Origin of the sequence: Salmonella sp. SA14318, assembly GCF_029866905.1 — a bacterium.
Lineage (GTDB): Bacteria > Pseudomonadota > Gammaproteobacteria > Enterobacterales > Enterobacteriaceae > Salmonella > Salmonella enterica.
Genome location: NZ_CP123282.1, coordinates 495,044 through 513,852 on the forward strand (window position 1 = coordinate 495,044; position 18,809 = coordinate 513,852).

Here is an 18,809-nt window from a genome sequence, read left to right on the forward strand (position 1 = left end):
CCCCAGAAATAAAAAAGGCCGGATTCACCGGCCTTTTGAGATTAACGTGCGATTACTTTTCCTGAAGACCGAGTTTTTTCTCCAGATAGTGGATGTTGGTTCCACCGTGCTGGAAGTGCTCGTCATTCATGATGCGGGTCTGCAGATCGATATTGGTTTTGATACCATCGATAATCAGTTCCTGCAGGGCATTTTTCATACGGGCAATCGCCACGTCGCGGTTTTCACCGTAGCAGATGAGTTTGCCGATCATGGAATCATAGTACGGCGGCACCGTGTAGCCCGCGTAGATATGAGATTCCCAGCGAACGCCAAAGCCGCCAGGCGCATGGAAGCGCGTGATTTTGCCTGGGCTTGGCAGGAAGGTGTTCGGATCTTCGGCATTGATGCGGCATTCTACCGCATGGCCTCGAACGACAACTTCGTCCTGTGTGATCGACAGCGGCTGACCCGCCGCGATGCGCAGCTGCTCTTTGATCAAATCGACGCCGGTAATCATTTCAGTCACCGGGTGTTCAACCTGAATACGGGTGTTCATTTCGATGAAATAGAACTCGCCGTTTTCGAACAGGAATTCGAACGTCCCTGCGCCGCGATAGCCGATGTCTACGCACGCTTTCGCGCAGCGTTCGCCGATATAGCGACGCAGTTCCGGCGTAATGCCTGGCGCCGGGGCCTCTTCAACCACTTTCTGGTGGCGACGCTGCATGGAACAGTCGCGTTCCGCCAGATAGATAGCGTTGCCCTGGCCGTCCGCCAGCACCTGAATTTCGATGTGGCGTGGATTTTCCAGGTATTTTTCCATGTATACCATGTCGTTGCTGAAAGCCGCTTTCGCTTCCGCTTTGGTCATGGAGATGGACTGCGCCAGTTCAGCATCGCTACGAACCACGCGCATACCGCGGCCGCCGCCGCCGCCGGACGCTTTGATGATCACCGGATAGCCAATACGTTTGGCATGAGCGCGGTTCGCATTCATATCGTCGCCCAGCGGGCCGTCAGATCCTGGTACGGTCGGCACGCCCGCTTTTTTCATCGCGGTAATCGCGGACACTTTATCGCCCATCAGGCGGATGGTATCCGCTTTCGGGCCGATAAAGATAAAGCCGGAGCGTTCAACCTGCTCGGCAAAATTGGCGTTCTCAGAAAGGAAGCCGTAACCCGGGTGGATTGCCACCGCGCCGGTGATTTCAGCGGCGCTAATGATAGCCGGGATGTTCAGATAACTTTTTACGGACGGTGCCGGACCAATACAGACCGTCTCATCCGCCAGCAATACGTGTTTTAAATCGCGATCCGCGCTTGAGTGCACAGCGACGGTCTTGATGCCGAGTTCTTTACAGGCTCGAAGAATACGTAGTGCGATCTCGCCGCGGTTGGCGATGACAATTTTATCCAACATGTTCGCCTCGTTACTCGATGACGACCAGTGGCTCGTCAAATTCTACCGGTTGACCACTTTCGACCAGAATCGCTTTCACAGTACCTGCTTTGTCAGCTTCGATCTGGTTCATCATTTTCATGGCTTCAACGATGCACAGGGTATCGCCCACGTTCACTTTCTGGCCCACTTCGATGAACGCTTTCGCGTCCGGGCTTGGGGTGCGGTAGAAAGTACCAACCATTGGGGAGCGTACGATGTGACCACTGATTTCCGCTGCGGCAGGCGCTTCCATTGCTGGAGTAGCCGCTGGCGCGACAGCGTTAGACAGAGCGGGTTGCTGCATCATCGGCGCCGCATAAGCCTGCTGCATCACCGGAAAACCGGCGTTTGCCGTTGTGCGGCTGATGCGAACAGATTCTTCGCCTTCAGAAATTTCCAGTTCGGAGATACCTGATTCTTCAACCAGCTCGATCAGTTTTTTAATCTTACGAATATCCATGAGTGGGTTCCGTACTCTTTGTTTAGTGTGATTGTGACAGGCGTTTTAGCGCCGTCTGTAAAGCATGTGAATGACTGCCGCGGGTAAAATACCGCGCATCTTTGATTTGCCTGTTATGCCGTAGCACCCGAAGGTGAAATTCATGATTTGCCAGTCATTGTGTGGCTATCTTCTGCCATTTTCGGGCAAAAAACAAAATATACCTTCATTGCTCGATTGTCACCCTTTCTGCGAACGAAAATCGCCGTTGGGCAATGTAAAGTCGCACATTATAACTATTTCGTCGCAATTGGCAGCTAAATACTGGTCTTATCAGGGAAGATAATCAACCCGAAACATAAAAAGGACATTACCTGTTTTGCGTTTTGCAATCGACCGCACAGTTCACCAAACTAGCGCCACCACTGGCGAAACTTCCGGTAACGCAACGCTAAAAGGGCTAACGCTAATGCCGCGTAGATGACCGGTTGCGGTGATAAAATCTTTACCGACCACAGGTAATGTATGGGAGCCAGGATCGCAACAAGATAGACGACGTTATGCAGTGTTTGCCAGCGTTTGCCCAATTTACGCTGCGCAAATTGCGTTGAGGTCAACGTCAGCGCCAATAACACCAGCCAGCTAATGATCCCAAGCGTCAAATAAGGGCGTGAAATCAACTCGCTTCCTAACAACGCCAGGTTATGTATCCCCAGTTCCAGTAAGGCATAGCTGGTTAAATGCAGCGTAGCCCAAACGAAACACCATAATCCTAACAGGCGGCGTGTGCGTATCAATAATGGCTGTTTAGCGTAGCGCGCCAGCGGTGAAACCAGCAAGGTGGCGAGCAAAAATTTGAGTGCGGTTCTGCCGGTAAAGTGTTGGATATCCTTTACCGGGTCTGCGCTGAGTCCACCGTGATTTATCGCCCAAAAGAGCCACAGAAGCGGCAAAAAACCGGCAAGATGCAGACAAACTTTTAGCCAGGTTATCTGTTTTGCTGTCAGACGCACTTAAAAATTCTCCCGCAAATTGAGACCGCGATACAGCGAAGCGACTTCATTGGTGTAGCCGTTAAACAGCAGCGTCGGCTGTCTTTGTACATCGAGGATACCGCCTGAACCAATAAAGCGTTCGGTAGCCTGAGACCAGCGTGGATGATCCACATGCGGGTTCACATTGGCGTAAAAACCATATTCGTTGGGAGCCGACAAATTCCAGGTGGTTGGCGGACGTTCGCGGGTGAGTTTAATGCTGACAATAGATTTAATACCTTTAAAACCATACTTCCATGGAACGATGAGTCGAATAGGCGCGCCGTTTTGCGGGGGTAACGCCTTACCATAGACGCCAACGGTCATCAGAGTCAGCGGATGCATGGCTTCGTCCAGACGTAGCCCTTCGACATAAGGGTATTTCAGTCCGCCGCCAATAAAGCGATCTTTCTGTCCCGGCATATCATCCGGCGCGTATAGCGTTTCGAATGCCACATATTTAGCGTGGCTGGTGGGCTGTGCCTGCGCGAGTAGCTTATATAAAGGGAAACCAATCCACGGCACGACCATGGACCACGCTTCGACGCAGCGCATTCGATAGATACGCTCTTCTAATGGAAAACGATGTGTTAAATCGTCGTAATCCAGCGTAAATGGCTTCGCGACTTCCCCGCTGATTTTCAACGTCCACGGTTCGGTTTTCAGACTTCCGGCATTGGCCGCCGGGTCGGCTTTATCAAGGCCAAACTCATAGAAATTGTTGTAGCCCGTCACTTTATCTTCCGGCGTTAACGCTAAATCGCTTCGCCAGGCGGCAGGCTGACTAAACTCAAGCGGTTTACCGGCAGGCGCTTTCGGACGATCGTTGCCTTTAAACCAACTGAAGAGATCGGCCTGCGCCGTTGAGGGTAAGGATAAGGCGGCCGCGCTGATGCCTAATGCTTTTAGCACCTGTCGGCGCTGCATAAAAAAAGCCGATTCCGCAGTCACATCGGCTTCTGTTAATGGACGTATCTTTTTCATCACAGACTCCCGGTCTACCCACCACAACATGGCGTGTAGTGAATATGACAGGGAGTGTGTCAATGTGTAAAAATAAATAGTTAATTAAGTGTAAATTTTTTTATACGTGACGTTATTTTATCTTCACCAGCGTACGGCCCTGAACCTGATTATTGATGATGGCATCGGCGAACTTCGGCGCATCCGCCAGCGTAATCTCTGTGGCGGCCTGAGCATAGAACGATTCCGGCAGATCCTTAACCAAACGCGCCCAGGCTTCTGCGCGACGTGCCGGTGGGGTCATCACCGAGTCCACCCCTTGCAAACGCACATTACGCAGAATGAATGGCATAACGGTGGTCGGCAGCGCGAAGCCGCCCGCCAGGCCGCAGGCGGCCACGCAACCGCCATAGCTCATCTGTGCCAGGACTTTCGCCAGCACTTTATCGCCAACGGTATCAATTGCACCGGCCCACAGCTGTTTTTCCAACGGGCGAGATTCAGCAAACTCATCGCGGCTGAGAATACGGTTAGCTCCCAGGCTCTTAAGATAGCCGTGGGTGCTTTCACGTCCTGATACTGCTGCAACCTGATAGCCCAGCTTATGCAGTAATGCAACGGCAGTGCTGCCCACGCCGCCGCTGGCGCCGGTGACGACAACCTCACCGTCTTGCGGGCGAATACCTGCATCTTCAAGCGCCATGACGCACAGCATGGCGGTAAAACCGGCGGTGCCGATGATCATGGCGTTACGGCTGCTCAGTCCCGCAGGCAGCGCGACCAGCCAGTCGCCTTTAACGCGTGCGCGTTCGGCCAGGCCGCCCCAGTGGTTTTCGCCCACGCCCCAGCCAGTCAGTAGTACTTCCTGGCCTGCATGAAAGCGAGGATCTTCGCTTGCGTGAACGGTGCCGGCGAAATCAATACCAGGAATCATCGGAAAATGACGGATAATTTTCCCTTTTCCGGTGATAGCCAGAGCATCTTTATAATTCAGGCTGGACCAGTGGACATCCACCGTCACATCACCTGCCGGCAGTTGACTCTCTTCGAGATGTTGCACGGATGCGAGGGTTTTACCGTCCTGCTGTTCTAAGATCAACGCCTGCATAACCTGTCCTCACTTTACATGGTAGATTGGAAAAATAGCTACGAAGACTATACTCGCTAATTAAAACGTGATGCCGATGCAACGCAATAAATTGCCAGATAGATCCATTTTGGTAGTATGCCTGCTTCATTGCGCGCCGTGGCGAATTCCGCCTTCAGATTCGCTTTTTCATACTGTTTATAACCGTCGGAGTTAACTCAAGGATGCGATTAACGACGAAATTCTCAGCTTTTATCACGCTGCTCACGGGGTTAACGATCTTCGTGACTCTGATAGGTTGCTCGCTAAGCTTTTATAACGCCGTACAGTATAAGTATGTCAGCCGTGTGCAGGCGACGGCGACAGCCATTGATACGCACCTGGTGACCCATGATATTGTCTCGCTGACGCCGCAAATCGACGAGCTCATGATCGCTTCCGATATTGTGCGTGTCGATCTGTTGCAGGGGGAGCGCAGCGTCTACAGCCATTCTCGCGCCAGAGGTTATCGGCCAGCCGGCACCAGCGACATGTATCGCGAGCTGGTCGTACCGCTGATAAAACATCCAGGAATGTCGCTACGTCTGGTTTACCAGGACCCGATGGGTAACTATTTTCACTCACTGATCACCACGGCGCCGCTGACGCTGGCGATCGGTTTTATCGTTCTGATTTTGTTTTTATCGGTGCGCTGGCTGCAGCGGCAGCTTTCCGGGCAAGAGCTTCTGGAAATTCGCTCAACGCGTATTCTGAACGGCGAACGTGGGGCGAATGTCCGCGGTTCTGTTTACGAATGGCCGGCGCGCACCAGTAGCGCGCTTGATGTATTGCTTTCCGAAATTCAGTTTGCTCACGAACAGCGTAGTCGCCTGGACACCCTCATTCGCTCCTACGCCGCGCAGGACACCAAAACCGGGCTCGGTAACCGTCTGTTTTTTGATAACCAACTGGCGACGCTGCTGGAAGATCAGGAAAAAGTGGGAGTGCATGGCGTGGTGATGATGATCCGCTTGCCAGACTTCAATCTTCTGCGCGACAGCCTGGGAGGCAATCAGGCGGAAGAGCAGATGTTTATGCTTATCAATCTGCTATCGACATTTATTATGCGTTACCCAGGCTCGCTGCTGGCGCGTTATCACCGCAGCGACTTTGCCGTGCTGCTACCGCATCGAACGCTGAAAGAAGCGGAAAGTATTGCCGGACAACTTTTAAAAGCTGTCGATGCGCTACCGGCTAACAAAATGCTCGATCGTGACGATATGGTACATATCGGCATTTGCGCCTGGCGCAGCGGACAGTCCACCGAGCAGGTGATGGAACATGCTGAAGCCGCGGCGCGGAATGCCGCCCTGCAGGGGGGAAATAGCTGGGCTATCTACGACGACACTCTGCCGGAAAAAGGGCGCGGCAATGTACGCTGGCGCACATTGATTGAGCAGATGCTGAACCGGGGCGGACCGCGACTTTATCAAAAACCAGCGGTCACGCGAGAAGGTCGCGTACATCATCGGGAATTGATGTGTCGCATCTATGACGGTAAAGAAGAGGTGAGCTCGGCGGAGTATATGCCGATGGTGTTGCAATTTGGTTTATCGGAAGAGTATGACAGATTACAAATTAGCCGCCTGATTACGTTGCTGGGCTACTGGCCGGATGAAAATCTGGCAATGCAGTTGACGGTTGAGTCGCTGATTCGTCCGCGTTTTCAGCGCTGGTTGCGCGATACGTTAATGCAGTGTGAAAAATCACAGCGAAATCGCATAATTATTGAACTTGCGGAGGCAGATGTTTGTCAACACATCAGCCGGTTACAACCCATCCTTCGCTTAGTCAATGCGCTTGGCGTTCGGGTGGCGGTGACACAGGCGGGTTTGACGCTGGTTAGCACGAGCTGGATTAAAGCGCTCAATGTGGAATTACTCAAGCTGCATCCGAGTCTGGTCAGAAACATTGAGAAGCGAACGGAAAACCAGCTTCTGGTTCAAAGTCTGGTAGAGGCCTGCGCGGGTACGCCTACGCAGGTTTACGCGACGGGCGTCCGTTCGCGCGGCGAGTGGCAGACGCTGACAAAACGCGGCGTGGCTGGTGGGCAGGGTGATTTTTTTGCCTCCTCCCAACTACTTGACACAAACGTGAAAAAATATTCGCAAAGATACTCGGTTTAACCTGCCGTTTAATTTGTTTTCACGTAGAATAACGCGCGCTGCGCCTCATGGGGGTGTGCTTGTCTGCTCGCCAGATTGTTGCAGCAAATATGCAGGTGAATGACCTTTGACAGGTTGCAAACGAAGGCGAGGATTGCTGCTGATTTTTTCAGCCCTGAGGGACTCAGGCCGAGATTTGTAACAAAGGAAACGAACTGCACTAATTTTCACCGTAGCAGATGATTTTTGCGCCTTGTCGCTGCTGCGTGTGGTTGGTAAAGTAAGCGGATTTTGTTTTCCGCCCCAGCTTTCAGGATTATCCCTTAGTATGTTGAAAAAATTTCGTGGCATGTTTTCCAATGACCTGTCCATTGACCTGGGTACCGCGAATACCCTCATTTATGTAAAAGGACAAGGCATCGTATTGAATGAGCCTTCCGTTGTGGCCATTCGTCAGGATCGTGCCGGTTCGCCGAAAAGCGTGGCTGCAGTCGGTCATGATGCGAAGCAGATGCTGGGCCGTACGCCGGGCAATATCGCTGCGATCCGTCCGATGAAAGACGGCGTTATCGCTGACTTCTTTGTGACCGAAAAAATGCTCCAGCACTTTATTAAACAAGTGCACAGCAACAGCTTTATGCGCCCAAGCCCGCGCGTACTGGTATGCGTGCCGGTCGGCGCGACGCAGGTAGAACGCCGCGCAATTCGTGAATCCGCTCAGGGCGCAGGCGCCCGTGAAGTCTTTTTGATCGAAGAGCCGATGGCGGCCGCGATCGGCGCAGGTCTGCCAGTTTCTGAAGCAACCGGTTCAATGGTTGTGGATATCGGTGGTGGTACCACTGAAGTTGCCGTGATCTCCCTGAACGGCGTGGTTTACTCTTCTTCTGTCCGTATTGGTGGTGACCGCTTCGACGAAGCCATCATTAATTACGTTCGTCGTAACTACGGTTCTCTGATTGGTGAAGCCACCGCAGAACGTATTAAACACGAAATCGGTTCCGCTTATCCGGGCGACGAAGTCCGCGAGATCGAAGTGCGTGGCCGTAACCTGGCGGAAGGCGTTCCACGCGGCTTTACCCTGAACTCAAACGAGATTCTGGAAGCGTTGCAGGAACCGTTGACCGGTATCGTCAGCGCGGTAATGGTGGCGCTGGAACAGTGTCCGCCGGAGCTGGCGTCAGACATCTCCGAGCGCGGTATGGTGCTCACCGGCGGCGGCGCGCTGCTGCGTAACCTTGACCGTCTGTTAATGGAAGAGACGGGCATTCCTGTCGTGGTTGCTGAAGATCCGCTGACCTGTGTGGCGCGCGGCGGCGGCAAGGCGCTGGAAATGATCGATATGCACGGCGGCGACCTGTTCAGCGAAGAGTAGTTGGATACGGGCAGGATTATCCCTGGATTGTCCTGCCTCTCCGACGCGAGAATACGCATAGCCTATGAAGCCAATTTTTAGCCGTGGCCCGTCGCTACAGATTCGCCTTATTCTGGCGGTGCTGGTGGCGCTCGGCGTTATCATTGCCGACAGCCGCCTGGGGACGTTCAGTCAAATCCGAACGTACATGGACACTGCCGTCAGTCCTTTCTATTTTATTTCAAACGGCCCTCGTGAACTGCTCGACAGCGTGTCACAAACGCTGGCTTCTCGCGACCAGCTTGAGCTGGAAAATCGGGCGCTGCGCCAGGAATTACTGCTAAAAAACAGCGACCTGCTGATGCTGGGGCAGTACAAACAGGAGAACGCGCGGTTGCGCGAGCTGCTGGGGTCGCCGCTGCGTCAGGACGAGCAGAAAATGGTGACGCAGGTTATTTCAACGGTTAACGATCCTTACAGCGATCAGGTCGTTATCGATAAAGGCAGCGTTAATGGCGTATATGAAGGTCAACCGGTCATTAGCGACAAAGGCGTCGTAGGGCAGGTTGTCGCCGTGGCGAAACTGACCAGCCGCGTGTTGCTGATTTGCGATGCGACTCATGCGCTGCCGATTCAGGTACTGCGCAATGACATCCGCGTGATTGCCGCCGGTAACGGCTGCACTGACGATCTTCAGCTTGAACATCTGCCCGCCAATACCGATATTCGCGTTGGCGATGTGCTGGTAACGTCCGGACTTGGTGGGCGTTTCCCGGAAGGGTATCCGGTGGCGGTGGTCTCCTCCGTCAAGCTGGACACTCAGCGCGCCTATACCGTCATTCAGGCACGTCCAACCGCGGGTTTGCAGCGTTTGCGCTATCTGCTGCTGTTGTGGGGAGCCGATCGTAACGGCGCCAATCCGATGACGCCGGAAGAGGTTCACCGCGTCGCCAATGAGCGCCTGATGCAGATGATGCCGCAGGTGTTGCCTTCTCCGGATGCGATGGGGCCGCCGGCGCCAGTGCCGGACCCGGCGACGGGGATTACTCAGCCATCTGCGGGCCAGACTGCGCCGGTATCAACGCAACCATCGCCTTCGGGCGCGACCACGCCGCCTGCGCGTGCGCCGGGAGGGTAATAGTGGCGAGCTATCGTAGCCAGGGGCGCTGGGTTATCTGGCTCTCGTTTCTTATTGCGCTGTTGCTGCAAATCATGCCCTGGCCGGACGACATCATTGTTTTCCGGCCAAACTGGGTTTTGCTCATCTTACTGTACTGGATTCTGGCCCTGCCGCACCGCGTAAATGTGGGGACGGGATTTGTGATGGGTGCCATACTTGATCTCATCAGCGGTTCCACACTTGGCGTGCGCGCTCTGTCGATGAGTATTGTCGCCTATCTGGTCGCTCTGAAATTCCAGCTCTTCCGTAACCTGGCGCTCTGGCAGCAGGCGCTGGTGGTAATGTTGCTTTCACTGGCCGTGGACATTATTGTTTTCTGGGCCGAGTTTTTAGTGATCAACGTCTCTTTCAGACCGGAAGTGTTCTGGAGTAGTGTAGTCAATGGCGTGCTGTGGCCCTGGCTCTTTTTGCTGATGCGTAAAGTACGCCAGCAGTTTGCTGTGCAATAAAGGTCGATATGACAACTCTGTATCTTGCTTCCGGTTCCCCGCGTCGCCAGGAATTATTGACTCAACTTGGATTTTCATTCGAGCAGGTCGTGCCTGGTATTGAAGAGCAACGGCGTGCTCAGGAAAGCGCGCAGCAGTATGTTGTTCGGCTGGCGCGCGAAAAGGCGCAGGCTGGCGTGGCGCTGGTTCCCCGTGATCTGCCGGTGTTGGGCGCGGATACGATAGTCGTGTTAAACGGCGAGGTGCTGGAAAAGCCGCGCGACGCCGCTCATGCCGCAGAAATGCTGCGTTTGCTTTCCGGAAATACGCATCAGGTGATGACTGCTGTTGCGCTTGCGGACTCGCAGCAGACGCTGGATTGTCTGGTGGTAACGGAGGTGACTTTCCGCACGCTTTCTGCGCAGGATATTACTGGCTATGTCGCCAGCGGCGAGCCTTTAGATAAAGCAGGTGCATACGGTATTCAGGGGCGGGGTGGCTGTTTTGTCAGGAAGATAAATGGCAGCTATCACGCCGTGGTCGGCTTACCGCTGGTTGAAACGTATGAGTTGTTGAGTCATTTTAACGCACTGCGTGATAAAAGGGATAAACATGACGGCTGAATTGTTGGTAAACGTAACGCCATCGGAAACGCGCGTGGCGTACATTGATGGCGGTATTCTTCAGGAAATCCATATTGAGCGTGAAGCGCGACGCGGAATCGTAGGCAATATCTACAAAGGTCGTGTAAGTCGTGTACTTCCAGGTATGCAGGCGGCTTTTGTAGATATTGGGCTGGATAAAGCCGCATTTCTTCATGCTTCCGACATTATGCCGCATACCGAATGCGTGGCAGGCGACGAGCAAAAACAGTTTACCGTGCGCGATATCTCCGAGCTGGTGCGCCAGGGACAGGATCTGATGGTGCAGGTAGTGAAAGATCCGCTCGGCACGAAAGGCGCGCGTTTGACTACGGACATCACGTTGCCCTCCCGTTACCTTGTTTTTATGCCCGGCGCGTCACACGTTGGCGTTTCCCAGCGTATCGAAAGCGAAAGTGAACGCGAGCGCCTGAAAAAGGTGGTGGCGGAATACTGCGACGAACAGGGCGGGTTTATTATCCGTACTGCGGCGGAAGGCGTGTGTGAAGAGGATCTCGCGTCTGACGCCGCCTATCTCAAGCGCGTCTGGACGAAAGTCATGGAGCGCAAAAAGCGTCCGCAAACGCGCTACCAGATGTATGGCGAACTGGCGCTGGCGCAGCGCGTGCTGCGCGATTTCGCCGATGCGCAGTTGGACCGAATTCGCGTCGACTCACGTCTGACCTATGAGTCGCTGCTGGAGTTTACCGCAGAATACATCCCGGAAATGACCAGTAAGCTGGAGCATTACAGTGGCCATCAGCCGATCTTCGATCTTTATGACGTGGAAAATGAGATCCAGCGCGCGCTGGAGCGTAAGGTTGAACTCAAGTCCGGCGGTTATCTGATTATCGACCAAACCGAAGCGATGACGACGGTAGATATCAATACCGGCGCGTTTGTTGGACACCGTAATCTCGACGACACCATTTTTAATACCAATATTGAAGCGACTCAGGCCATTGCCCGCCAGCTACGCCTGCGTAATCTGGGCGGCATTATCATTATCGATTTTATCGACATGAATAATGAAGATCATCGCCGCCGGGTGCTGCATTCGCTGGAACAGGCGTTAAGTAAGGATCGCGTGAAAACCAGTATTAACGGTTTTTCGCCGCTGGGACTGGTGGAAATGACCCGTAAACGGACTCGTGAAAGCGTGGAACATGTGCTTTGTAACGAGTGTCCAACCTGTCATGGCCGTGGGACGGTAAAAACGGTGGAAACCGTCTGCTATGAGATCATGCGTGAAATTGTACGTGTTCATCACGCTTATGACTCCGATCGCTTCCTGGTTTATGCTTCTCCTGCGGTGGCGGAAGCGCTGAAAGGCGAAGAATCACACGCGCTGGCGGAAGTCGAAATCTTTGTCGGCAAACAGGTTAAAGTTCAGGTCGAACCGCTTTATAACCAGGAGCAGTTTGACGTCGTAATGATGTAATTGAGTAGTAGCACCAGCGCATGTAGGCCGGATAAGGCGCAAGCGCCGCCATCCGGCAATATACCTTCAAGGGGTGTGAGTCGTATTTTTTGGCAGACAAGGAGAGACGCGTGAGGCGATTGCCGGGGATTTTATTGCTCACTGGAGCCGCGCTCATCGTCATTGCAGCGCTGCTGGTTAGCGGGCTGCGCCTGGCGTTGCCTCATCTTGACGCCTGGCGTCCAGCTATCCTGAATAAGATTGAGTCTGTGACCGGCGTGCCGGTGGCCGCCAGCCAACTCTCCGCAAGCTGGCAAAATTTTGGCCCTACGCTGGAAGCGCATAATATTCATGCAGCCCTGAAAGATGGCGGCGAACTGTCGATAAAACGCGTTACGCTGGCGCTGGACGTCTGGCAAAGCCTGTTGCATATGCGCTGGCAGTTTCGCGACCTGACCTTCTGGCAACTCAATTTCCGCACCAACACGCCTCTTCAAAGCAGCGACGGCGAAGGCATCGAAACCAGCCGTTTAAGCGATCTTTTCCTGCGGCAGTTCGATCATTTCGATCTGCGCGATAGCCAAATCAGTTTTCTGACGCTTTCCGGACAACGCGCGGAGCTGGCGATCCCACAGCTTACCTGGCTAAACGGCAAAGAGCGGCACCGCGCCGAAGGCGAGGTCAGCCTCTCCAGCCTGACCGGGCAGCACGGCGTGATGCAGGTGCGGATGGATTTACGCGATGACGACGGTTTGCTAAATAACGGCAGAGTCTGGTTACAGGCCGACGATATTGACGTCAAGCCGTGGCTGGGCAAATGGATGCAGGATAATGTGGCGCTCCAGACGGCGCGTTTCAGTCTGGAAGGCTGGATGACGCTCAGTAAAGGCGAAATCGCCGGAGGAGACGTCTGGCTGAAACAGGGTGGCGCAAGCTGGCTGGGCGATAACACGACGCACACGCTGTCTGTCGATAACCTGACGGCGCAGATTAGCCGCGAGCAGCCGGGCTGGCAGTTTTATATTCCGGACACACGGATTACGCTTGATGGTAAACCCTGGCCGAGCGGAGCCTTAACCGTGGCCTGGCTCCCGCAGCAGGACGTCGGCGGTGAGAATCACACACGTAGCGATGAGCTACGCATTCGCGCCAGTAATCTTGAACTGGCGGGGCTGGAAGCATTACGTCCGCTGGCGGCTAAACTGTCGCCTGTGCTGGGCGAAATATGGCAGGCTACGCAGCCGAGCGGAAAGATCGCCACACTGGCGCTGGATATTCCGCTACAGGCCACCGAAAAAACGCGTTTTCAGGCATCGTGGGAAAATCTTGCCTGGAAACAGTGGAAGCTGTTGCCCGGCGCGGAACATTTTTCCGGTACGCTGGCGGGAAGCGTAGAAGACGGGCAGATGAAGGTTGCGATGCAGCAGGCTAAGATGCCCTATGAAACCGTTTTTCGCGCGCCGCTGGAAATTGAAAACGGCGTCGCGACGCTTAGCTGGTTGAAGAATGAGAACGGCTTTCAGCTTGATGGCCGCGACATTGACGTCAAAGCAAAGGCGGTACATGCGCGCGGCGGGTTCCGCTATCTGCAACCGACGGGCGACGAACCGTGGCTGGGCATTCTGGCCGGAATCAGTACCGACGATGGATCTCAGGCGTGGCGCTATTTTCCGGAAAACCTGATGGGCAAAGCGCTGGTCGATTACCTTAGCGGCGCGATTCAGGGCGGCGAGGCGGATAACGCCACGTTGGTTTACGGTGGTAACCCGCACCTCTTTCCCTATAAGCATAACGAAGGTCAGTTTGAAGTGCTGGTGCCGCTGCGCAATGCGACGTTTGCCTTTCAACCCGACTGGCCGGCGCTAAAAAATCTCAACATTGAACTGGATTTCCTGAACGACGGTCTGTGGATGCGTTCGGATAGCGTCGATTTGGGCGGGGTGAAGGCCAGCAAACTCGCGGCGGCGATTCCGGATTATTCCAAAGAGAAACTGCTCATTGATGCCGATATTAACGGGCCGGGAAAAGCCGTTGGGCCTTATTTTGACGAGACGCCGCTAAAAGACTCGCTTGGCTCGACGCTGGCGGAGCTCCAGTTAGATGGCGATGTGAATGCTCGCTTACATCTTGATATTCCGCTGGATGGCGAACAGGTTACTGCTGAGGGCGATGTCTCGTTGCGTAACAACAGCCTGTTTATTAAGCCGCTAAACAGCACGCTCAAAAATCTGAACGGTAAATTCAGCTTTGTAAATGGCGCGCTAAAAAGCGGGCCGCTGACGGCAAACTGGTTTAATCAGCCGCTTAACCTGGATTTCAGTACGACGGAAGGGGCGAAAGCCTATCAGGTCGCCGTCAACCTGAACGGTAACTGGCAACCAACGCGTATGGGCGTCTTACCGCCGCAACTGAATGATGCCCTGAGCGGCAGCGTGACGTGGAATGGTAAAGTCGGCATCGATCTTCCGTATCACGCTGACACCACTTATCACATCGAGCTGAATGGCGATCTGAGAAATGTGAGCAGTCACTTACCTTCTCCGCTAAATAAACCCGCAGGCGAAGCCATTCCGGTGAACATTCAGGCTGACGGCAACCTGAAAAGTTTTGCGCTAACGGGGAGCGCAGGGAGTAAAAATCACTTTAACAGCCGCTGGTTATTAAATCAGAAGCTGACGTTGGATCGGGCTATCTGGACGACGGACAGCCGGACGATTCCGCCATTACCTGCTCAACAAGGCGTTGAGCTCAATCTGCCGGCGCTGGATGGCGCGCAATGGCTGGCGTTATTCCAGAAAGGCGCGGCGGATAACGTGAGCAGTTCGGCCGAGTTTCCTCAACGCGTCACGTTGCGTACTCCCGCGCTATCGCTGGGCGGCCAGCAGTGGAACAATTTGAGCGTCGTTTCAGCCCCCTCGCTGAACGGAACAAAAATTGAAGCGCAGGGGCGTGAGGTGAACGCCACACTGCTCATGCGCAACCATGCGCCGTGGCTGGCGAACATTAAGTACCTGTACTACAACCCTGGCGTCGCAAAAACGCACGCCTCGTCACCAACGCCGACATCGCCGTTGGCTTCGGCGAACACGATTAGCTTCCGCGGCTGGCCGGACTTACAGCTTCGCTGCGAAGAGTGCTGGCTGTGGGGACAAAAATATGGGCGTATTGATGGCGATTTCGCCATCAAAGGCAATACGCTGACTCTGACGAATGGCCTGATCGATACCGGATTCGCCCGTTTGAAAGCGAACGGCGAGTGGGTGAATGCGCCGGGTAATGAACGAACCTCGCTGAAAGGTAGTTTGCATGGTAGTAACCTCGACACGGCAGCCGGGTTCTTCGGCATCTCGACGCCAATCCAGAACGCGTCTTTTAACGTAGATTACGATCTGCACTGGCGAAACCCGCCCTGGCAACCTGATGAAGCCACGCTCAACGGGATTTTACGCACGCGTCTGGGTAAAGGCGAGTTTACTGATCTCAGTAGCGGTCATGCCGGACAGCTACTGCGGCTGCTCAGTTTTGATGCGTTGCTGCGTAAGCTGCGGTTTGACTTCAGAGATACCTTTAGCGAGGGTTTCTATTTCGACTCTATTCATAGTACCGCGTGGATTAAAGATGGCGTCCTGCATACTGACGATACGCTGGTGGATGGGCTGGAAGCGGATATTGCAATGAAAGGTTCTGTTGATCTGGTGCGTCGTCGTCTTGATATGGAGGCCGTTGTCGCGCCGGAAATTTCCGCCACCGTGGGCGTCGCCGCCGCGTTTGCCGTTAACCCGATTGTCGGCGCGGCGGTATTTGCCGCCAGTAAAGTGTTGGGGCCGCTATGGAGCAAGGTCTCCATTTTGCGATATCGCATTACCGGTCCGGTCGATGCGCCGCAGATCAACGAAGTTCTGCGCCAACCGATAAAAGAAAGCCAGCAATGATTTGACGGGGGCGAGGAATTGCCCCACTCTCAGTAAATAGTCATGCCGGACGGCGCTGCGTTTATCCGGTTTGTACAATCTAACAACGTAGTCCGGATAAGGCGTGAACCGCCATCCGGCAGAAATCAACGAGTAGCAAAAACGATGAGTCTGAACCTGGTAAGTGAACAATTGCTAGCGGCGAATGGCCTGAACCATCAGGATCTGTTCGCTATTTTGGGCCAACTGGCCGAACGCCGTCTTGATTATGGCGACCTCTATTTTCAGTCGAGCTATCACGAATCCTGGGTTTTAGAAGACCGCATCATTAAAGATGGTTCATATAATATCGACCAGGGCGTTGGCGTTCGCGCCATTAGCGGCGAAAAAACCGGTTTTGCTTATGCTGACCAGATAAGCCTCCTGGCGCTGGAGCAGAGTGCGCAGGCAGCGCGAACCATTGTACGCGAGAACGGCGAAGGCAAGGTAAAAACGCTCGCCGCCGTAGCGCATCAGCCGCTCTACACCACCCTTGATCCGCTGCAAAGTATGAGCCGCGAAGAGAAGCTGGATATCCTCAGACGCGTTGACAAAGTGGCGCGAGAAGCCGATAAACGCGTGCAGGAAGTTAACGCCAGCCTGACCGGCGTATATGAATTAATCCTCGTGGCGGCGACCGACGGGACGCTGGCGGCGGATGTCCGTCCACTGGTGCGGTTGTCCGTTAGCGTGCAGGTGGAAGAAGACGGTAAACGCGAGCGCGGCGCCAGCGGCGGCGGCGGTCGCTTTGGTTATGAGTATTTTCTTGCCGATCTCGACGGCGAGGTGCGCGCCGACGCGTGGGCGAAAGAAGCGGTACGCATGGCGCTGGTTAATCTCTCCGCGGTCGCTGCGCCAGCGGGGACGTTACCGGTGGTTCTGGGCGCCGGGTGGCCGGGCGTATTGCTGCACGAAGCGGTCGGTCACGGGCTGGAAGGTGATTTTAACCGTCGTGGGACGTCCGTGTTTAGCGGTCAGATCGGCGAGCAGGTTGCCTCCGCGCTTTGCACCGTAGTGGATGACGGCACAATGATGAACCGTCGCGGCTCCGTTGCTATCGATGATGAAGGTACGCCAGGCCAGTACAACGTATTGATTGAAAATGGCGTGCTGAAAGGATACATGCAGGACAAGCTGAACGCGCGCCTGATGGGCGCTGCGCCGACCGGTAACGGGCGTCGCGAATCTTATGCGCATCTGCCGATGCCGCGTATGACGAATACCTATATGTTGGCGGGGCAGTCAACGCCGCAGGAAATTATCGAATCCGTTGAGTACGGCATCTATGCGCCTAACTTTGGCGGCGGTCAGGTAGATATCACCTCCGGCAAGTTTGTGTTTTCTACCTCGGAAGCGTATCTGATTGAAAACGGCAAAGTCACGACGCCGGTGAAGGGCGCGACGTTAATTGGATCAGGCATTGAAACGATGCAACAGATCTCCATGGTCGGCAATGACCTTAAGCTGGATAACGGGGTGGGGGTTTGCGGTAAAGAGGGGCAAAGTCTGCCGGTAGGCGTAGGCCAGCCGACGCTGAAAGTCGATAACCTGACGGTTGGCGGCACCGCATAACTGTCCGCCTTATCAGGCCTGTGGTGTGTGCCGCCCAGGCCTGATAAGCGCAGCGCCACCAGGCAATGTCTGCGTCGGGTGGCATCTGACCTACAATCGTCTTCAGCAATTACCTGGTGTTTTTATTTTTCTTTCCCTCGCCCGTGCATTCCCTGAAACAGGTGTGCGACATCGACAAAATAGTCAGTTAACGCGTTAATCACTACCTGCACTTTAAGCGGCAGCTTATCTTTTTCGGTGTACAGCGCGTACACCGGACGAGGATCGGACTGATAGCGAGGCAGCAGGATCTCCAGATCGCCACGATTGATCTCATCGATCACCCACATCAGCGGCACATAGGCGATTCCGGTTCCGGCGGTCAGCCAGCGTACCAGCGTCATCGGATCGTTAGTGACGAACCGCCCCTGTGGAATCAGTCGGGTAGAAATTCCTTCCGGCGCGATAAGTTCAAACTCATTATCCGGGCGCACGCTATATTCCAGCCAGGAATGGCTACTGAGATCGGCGGGTTTTTCCGGGACGCCGTACTGAGCGAGGTACGGCTTGGCGGCGCACACAACCATCGGCATCGCGCCGAGTCGACGGGAAAATAGGCTGGAGTCTTGCAGCGCGCCCACGCGGATCACCACGTCCAGCCCGTCGGCAATTAAATCCGGGGCCGGAATTCCTGTCACCAGATTGACCGCCAGACCGGGATACTCTTTTAATAATTTTGCGGTAAGCCCGGCCAGCACATTTTGCGCCATGGTTGAAGAACAGCCGATACGCAATGTACCGATGGGCGTGTTATTAAAAGCGTAAAGCTGCTCATGAACATCCTGCACTTCATGCAACATACGCCGACAGCCCTGATAATAGATTTTTCCAGCTTCGGTGAGCCCAATGCTGCGTGTGCTGCGGTTGAGCAATTTAACCTGAAGCTCATCTTCCAGTTTCGCCACAGTCTGGCTGATGGACGATACGCTCATTTGCAGCTGTCTGGCTGCGGCGGTAAAAGAGCCAAACTCAACAACTTTGGCGAATACCGACATTCGTTTTAATCGTTCCATTATTCACTCTGGCTTAAAAGTGATTTAGATCACATAATATAGATAACAGCATAACAATTACGTTAATATACTATTATTCGAATAAGAGCTATGTCGCTCTCGCCTGGCGTCTCTTGCCCTTCTCT

General features: G+C 54.2%; 14 protein-coding genes. 8 read left to right on the plus strand and 6 right to left on the minus strand.

Going from position 1 to position 18,809, the window contains the following annotated elements:
• Positions 1–52: 52 nt before the first annotated feature.
• The 5 genes from accC to QEN32_RS02380 form a co-directional block, all read right to left on the minus strand.
• On the minus strand, positions 53–1,402 hold the full coding sequence (accC, locus tag QEN32_RS02360) for an acetyl-CoA carboxylase biotin carboxylase subunit (protein ID WP_000884627.1): 1,350 nt from the start codon (positions 1,400–1,402) through the stop codon (positions 53–55).
• 10 nt (positions 1,403–1,412) lie between these two features.
• On the minus strand, positions 1,413–1,883 hold the full coding sequence (gene accB, locus QEN32_RS02365; protein WP_000354626.1) for an acetyl-CoA carboxylase biotin carboxyl carrier protein: 471 nt from the start codon (positions 1,881–1,883) through the stop codon (positions 1,413–1,415).
• 392 nt (positions 1,884–2,275) lie between these two features.
• Entirely contained in the window at positions 2,276–2,875 is a 600-nt protein-coding gene (msrQ, locus tag QEN32_RS02370; protein WP_001240053.1) for a protein-methionine-sulfoxide reductase heme-binding subunit MsrQ, read from the minus strand.
• A complete protein-coding gene (gene msrP, locus QEN32_RS02375) occupies positions 2,876–3,880 on the minus strand; it encodes a protein-methionine-sulfoxide reductase catalytic subunit MsrP (RefSeq protein WP_265322419.1) in 1,005 nt (334 codons plus the stop codon).
• 112 nt (positions 3,881–3,992) lie between these two features.
• On the minus strand, positions 3,993–4,967 hold the full coding sequence (locus QEN32_RS02380; RefSeq protein WP_039589236.1) for an MDR family oxidoreductase: 975 nt from the start codon (positions 4,965–4,967) through the stop codon (positions 3,993–3,995).
• Positions 4,968–5,170: 203 nt separating this feature from the next.
• On the opposite strand from QEN32_RS02380, the gene csrD reads away from it, so the two are divergent.
• The 8 genes from csrD (at position 5,171) to tldD (ending at position 17,632) form a co-directional block, all read left to right on the plus strand.
• The gene (gene csrD, locus QEN32_RS02385; protein WP_001241381.1) at positions 5,171–7,111 is read left to right on the plus strand and encodes an RNase E specificity factor CsrD; all 1,941 of its coding nucleotides are present in this window, start codon (positions 5,171–5,173) and stop codon (positions 7,109–7,111) included.
• 307 nt (positions 7,112–7,418) lie between these two features.
• Positions 7,419–8,462 carry a rod shape-determining protein MreB gene (gene mreB / locus QEN32_RS02390; protein WP_000913396.1) on the plus strand — a complete coding sequence of 348 codons (1,044 nt, stop codon included), beginning with the start codon at positions 7,419–7,421 and terminating at the stop codon, positions 8,460–8,462.
• A 64-nt stretch (positions 8,463–8,526) separates the two neighbouring features.
• On the plus strand, positions 8,527–9,579 hold the full coding sequence (gene mreC, locus QEN32_RS02395; protein WP_000802538.1) for a rod shape-determining protein MreC: 1,053 nt from the start codon (positions 8,527–8,529) through the stop codon (positions 9,577–9,579).
• A gap of 2 nt (positions 9,580–9,581) precedes the next feature.
• On the plus strand, positions 9,582–10,070 hold the full coding sequence (gene mreD / locus QEN32_RS02400) for a rod shape-determining protein MreD (RefSeq protein WP_000179403.1): 489 nt from the start codon (positions 9,582–9,584) through the stop codon (positions 10,068–10,070).
• 8 nt (positions 10,071–10,078) lie between these two features.
• The gene (locus QEN32_RS02405; RefSeq protein WP_000210306.1) at positions 10,079–10,672 is read left to right on the plus strand and encodes a nucleoside triphosphate pyrophosphatase; all 594 of its coding nucleotides are present in this window, start codon (positions 10,079–10,081) and stop codon (positions 10,670–10,672) included.
• Positions 10,662–12,131 (plus strand): ribonuclease G, encoded by a 1,470-nt coding sequence (rng, locus tag QEN32_RS02410; RefSeq protein WP_000123188.1) that lies wholly within the window; start codon positions 10,662–10,664, stop codon positions 12,129–12,131. Before QEN32_RS02405 ends, rng begins: the two co-directional genes overlap by 11 nt.
• 110 nt (positions 12,132–12,241) lie before the next feature.
• Positions 12,242–16,042, plus strand: a complete 3,801-nt coding sequence (gene yhdP, locus QEN32_RS02415) for an AsmA2 domain-containing protein YhdP (RefSeq protein ID WP_079898407.1) — start codon at positions 12,242–12,244, stop codon at positions 16,040–16,042.
• Positions 16,043–16,186: 144 nt separating this feature from the next.
• Positions 16,187–17,632, plus strand: a complete 1,446-nt coding sequence (gene tldD / locus QEN32_RS02420) for a metalloprotease TldD (RefSeq protein ID WP_000055940.1) — start codon at positions 16,187–16,189, stop codon at positions 17,630–17,632.
• A gap of 122 nt (positions 17,633–17,754) precedes the next feature.
• Here tldD and aaeR read toward each other — a convergent pair whose 3' ends face one another.
• Entirely contained in the window at positions 17,755–18,684 is a 930-nt protein-coding gene (gene aaeR, locus QEN32_RS02425) for an HTH-type transcriptional activator AaeR (protein ID WP_000440300.1), read from the minus strand.
• Between the last annotated feature and the right edge of the window lie 125 nt (positions 18,685–18,809).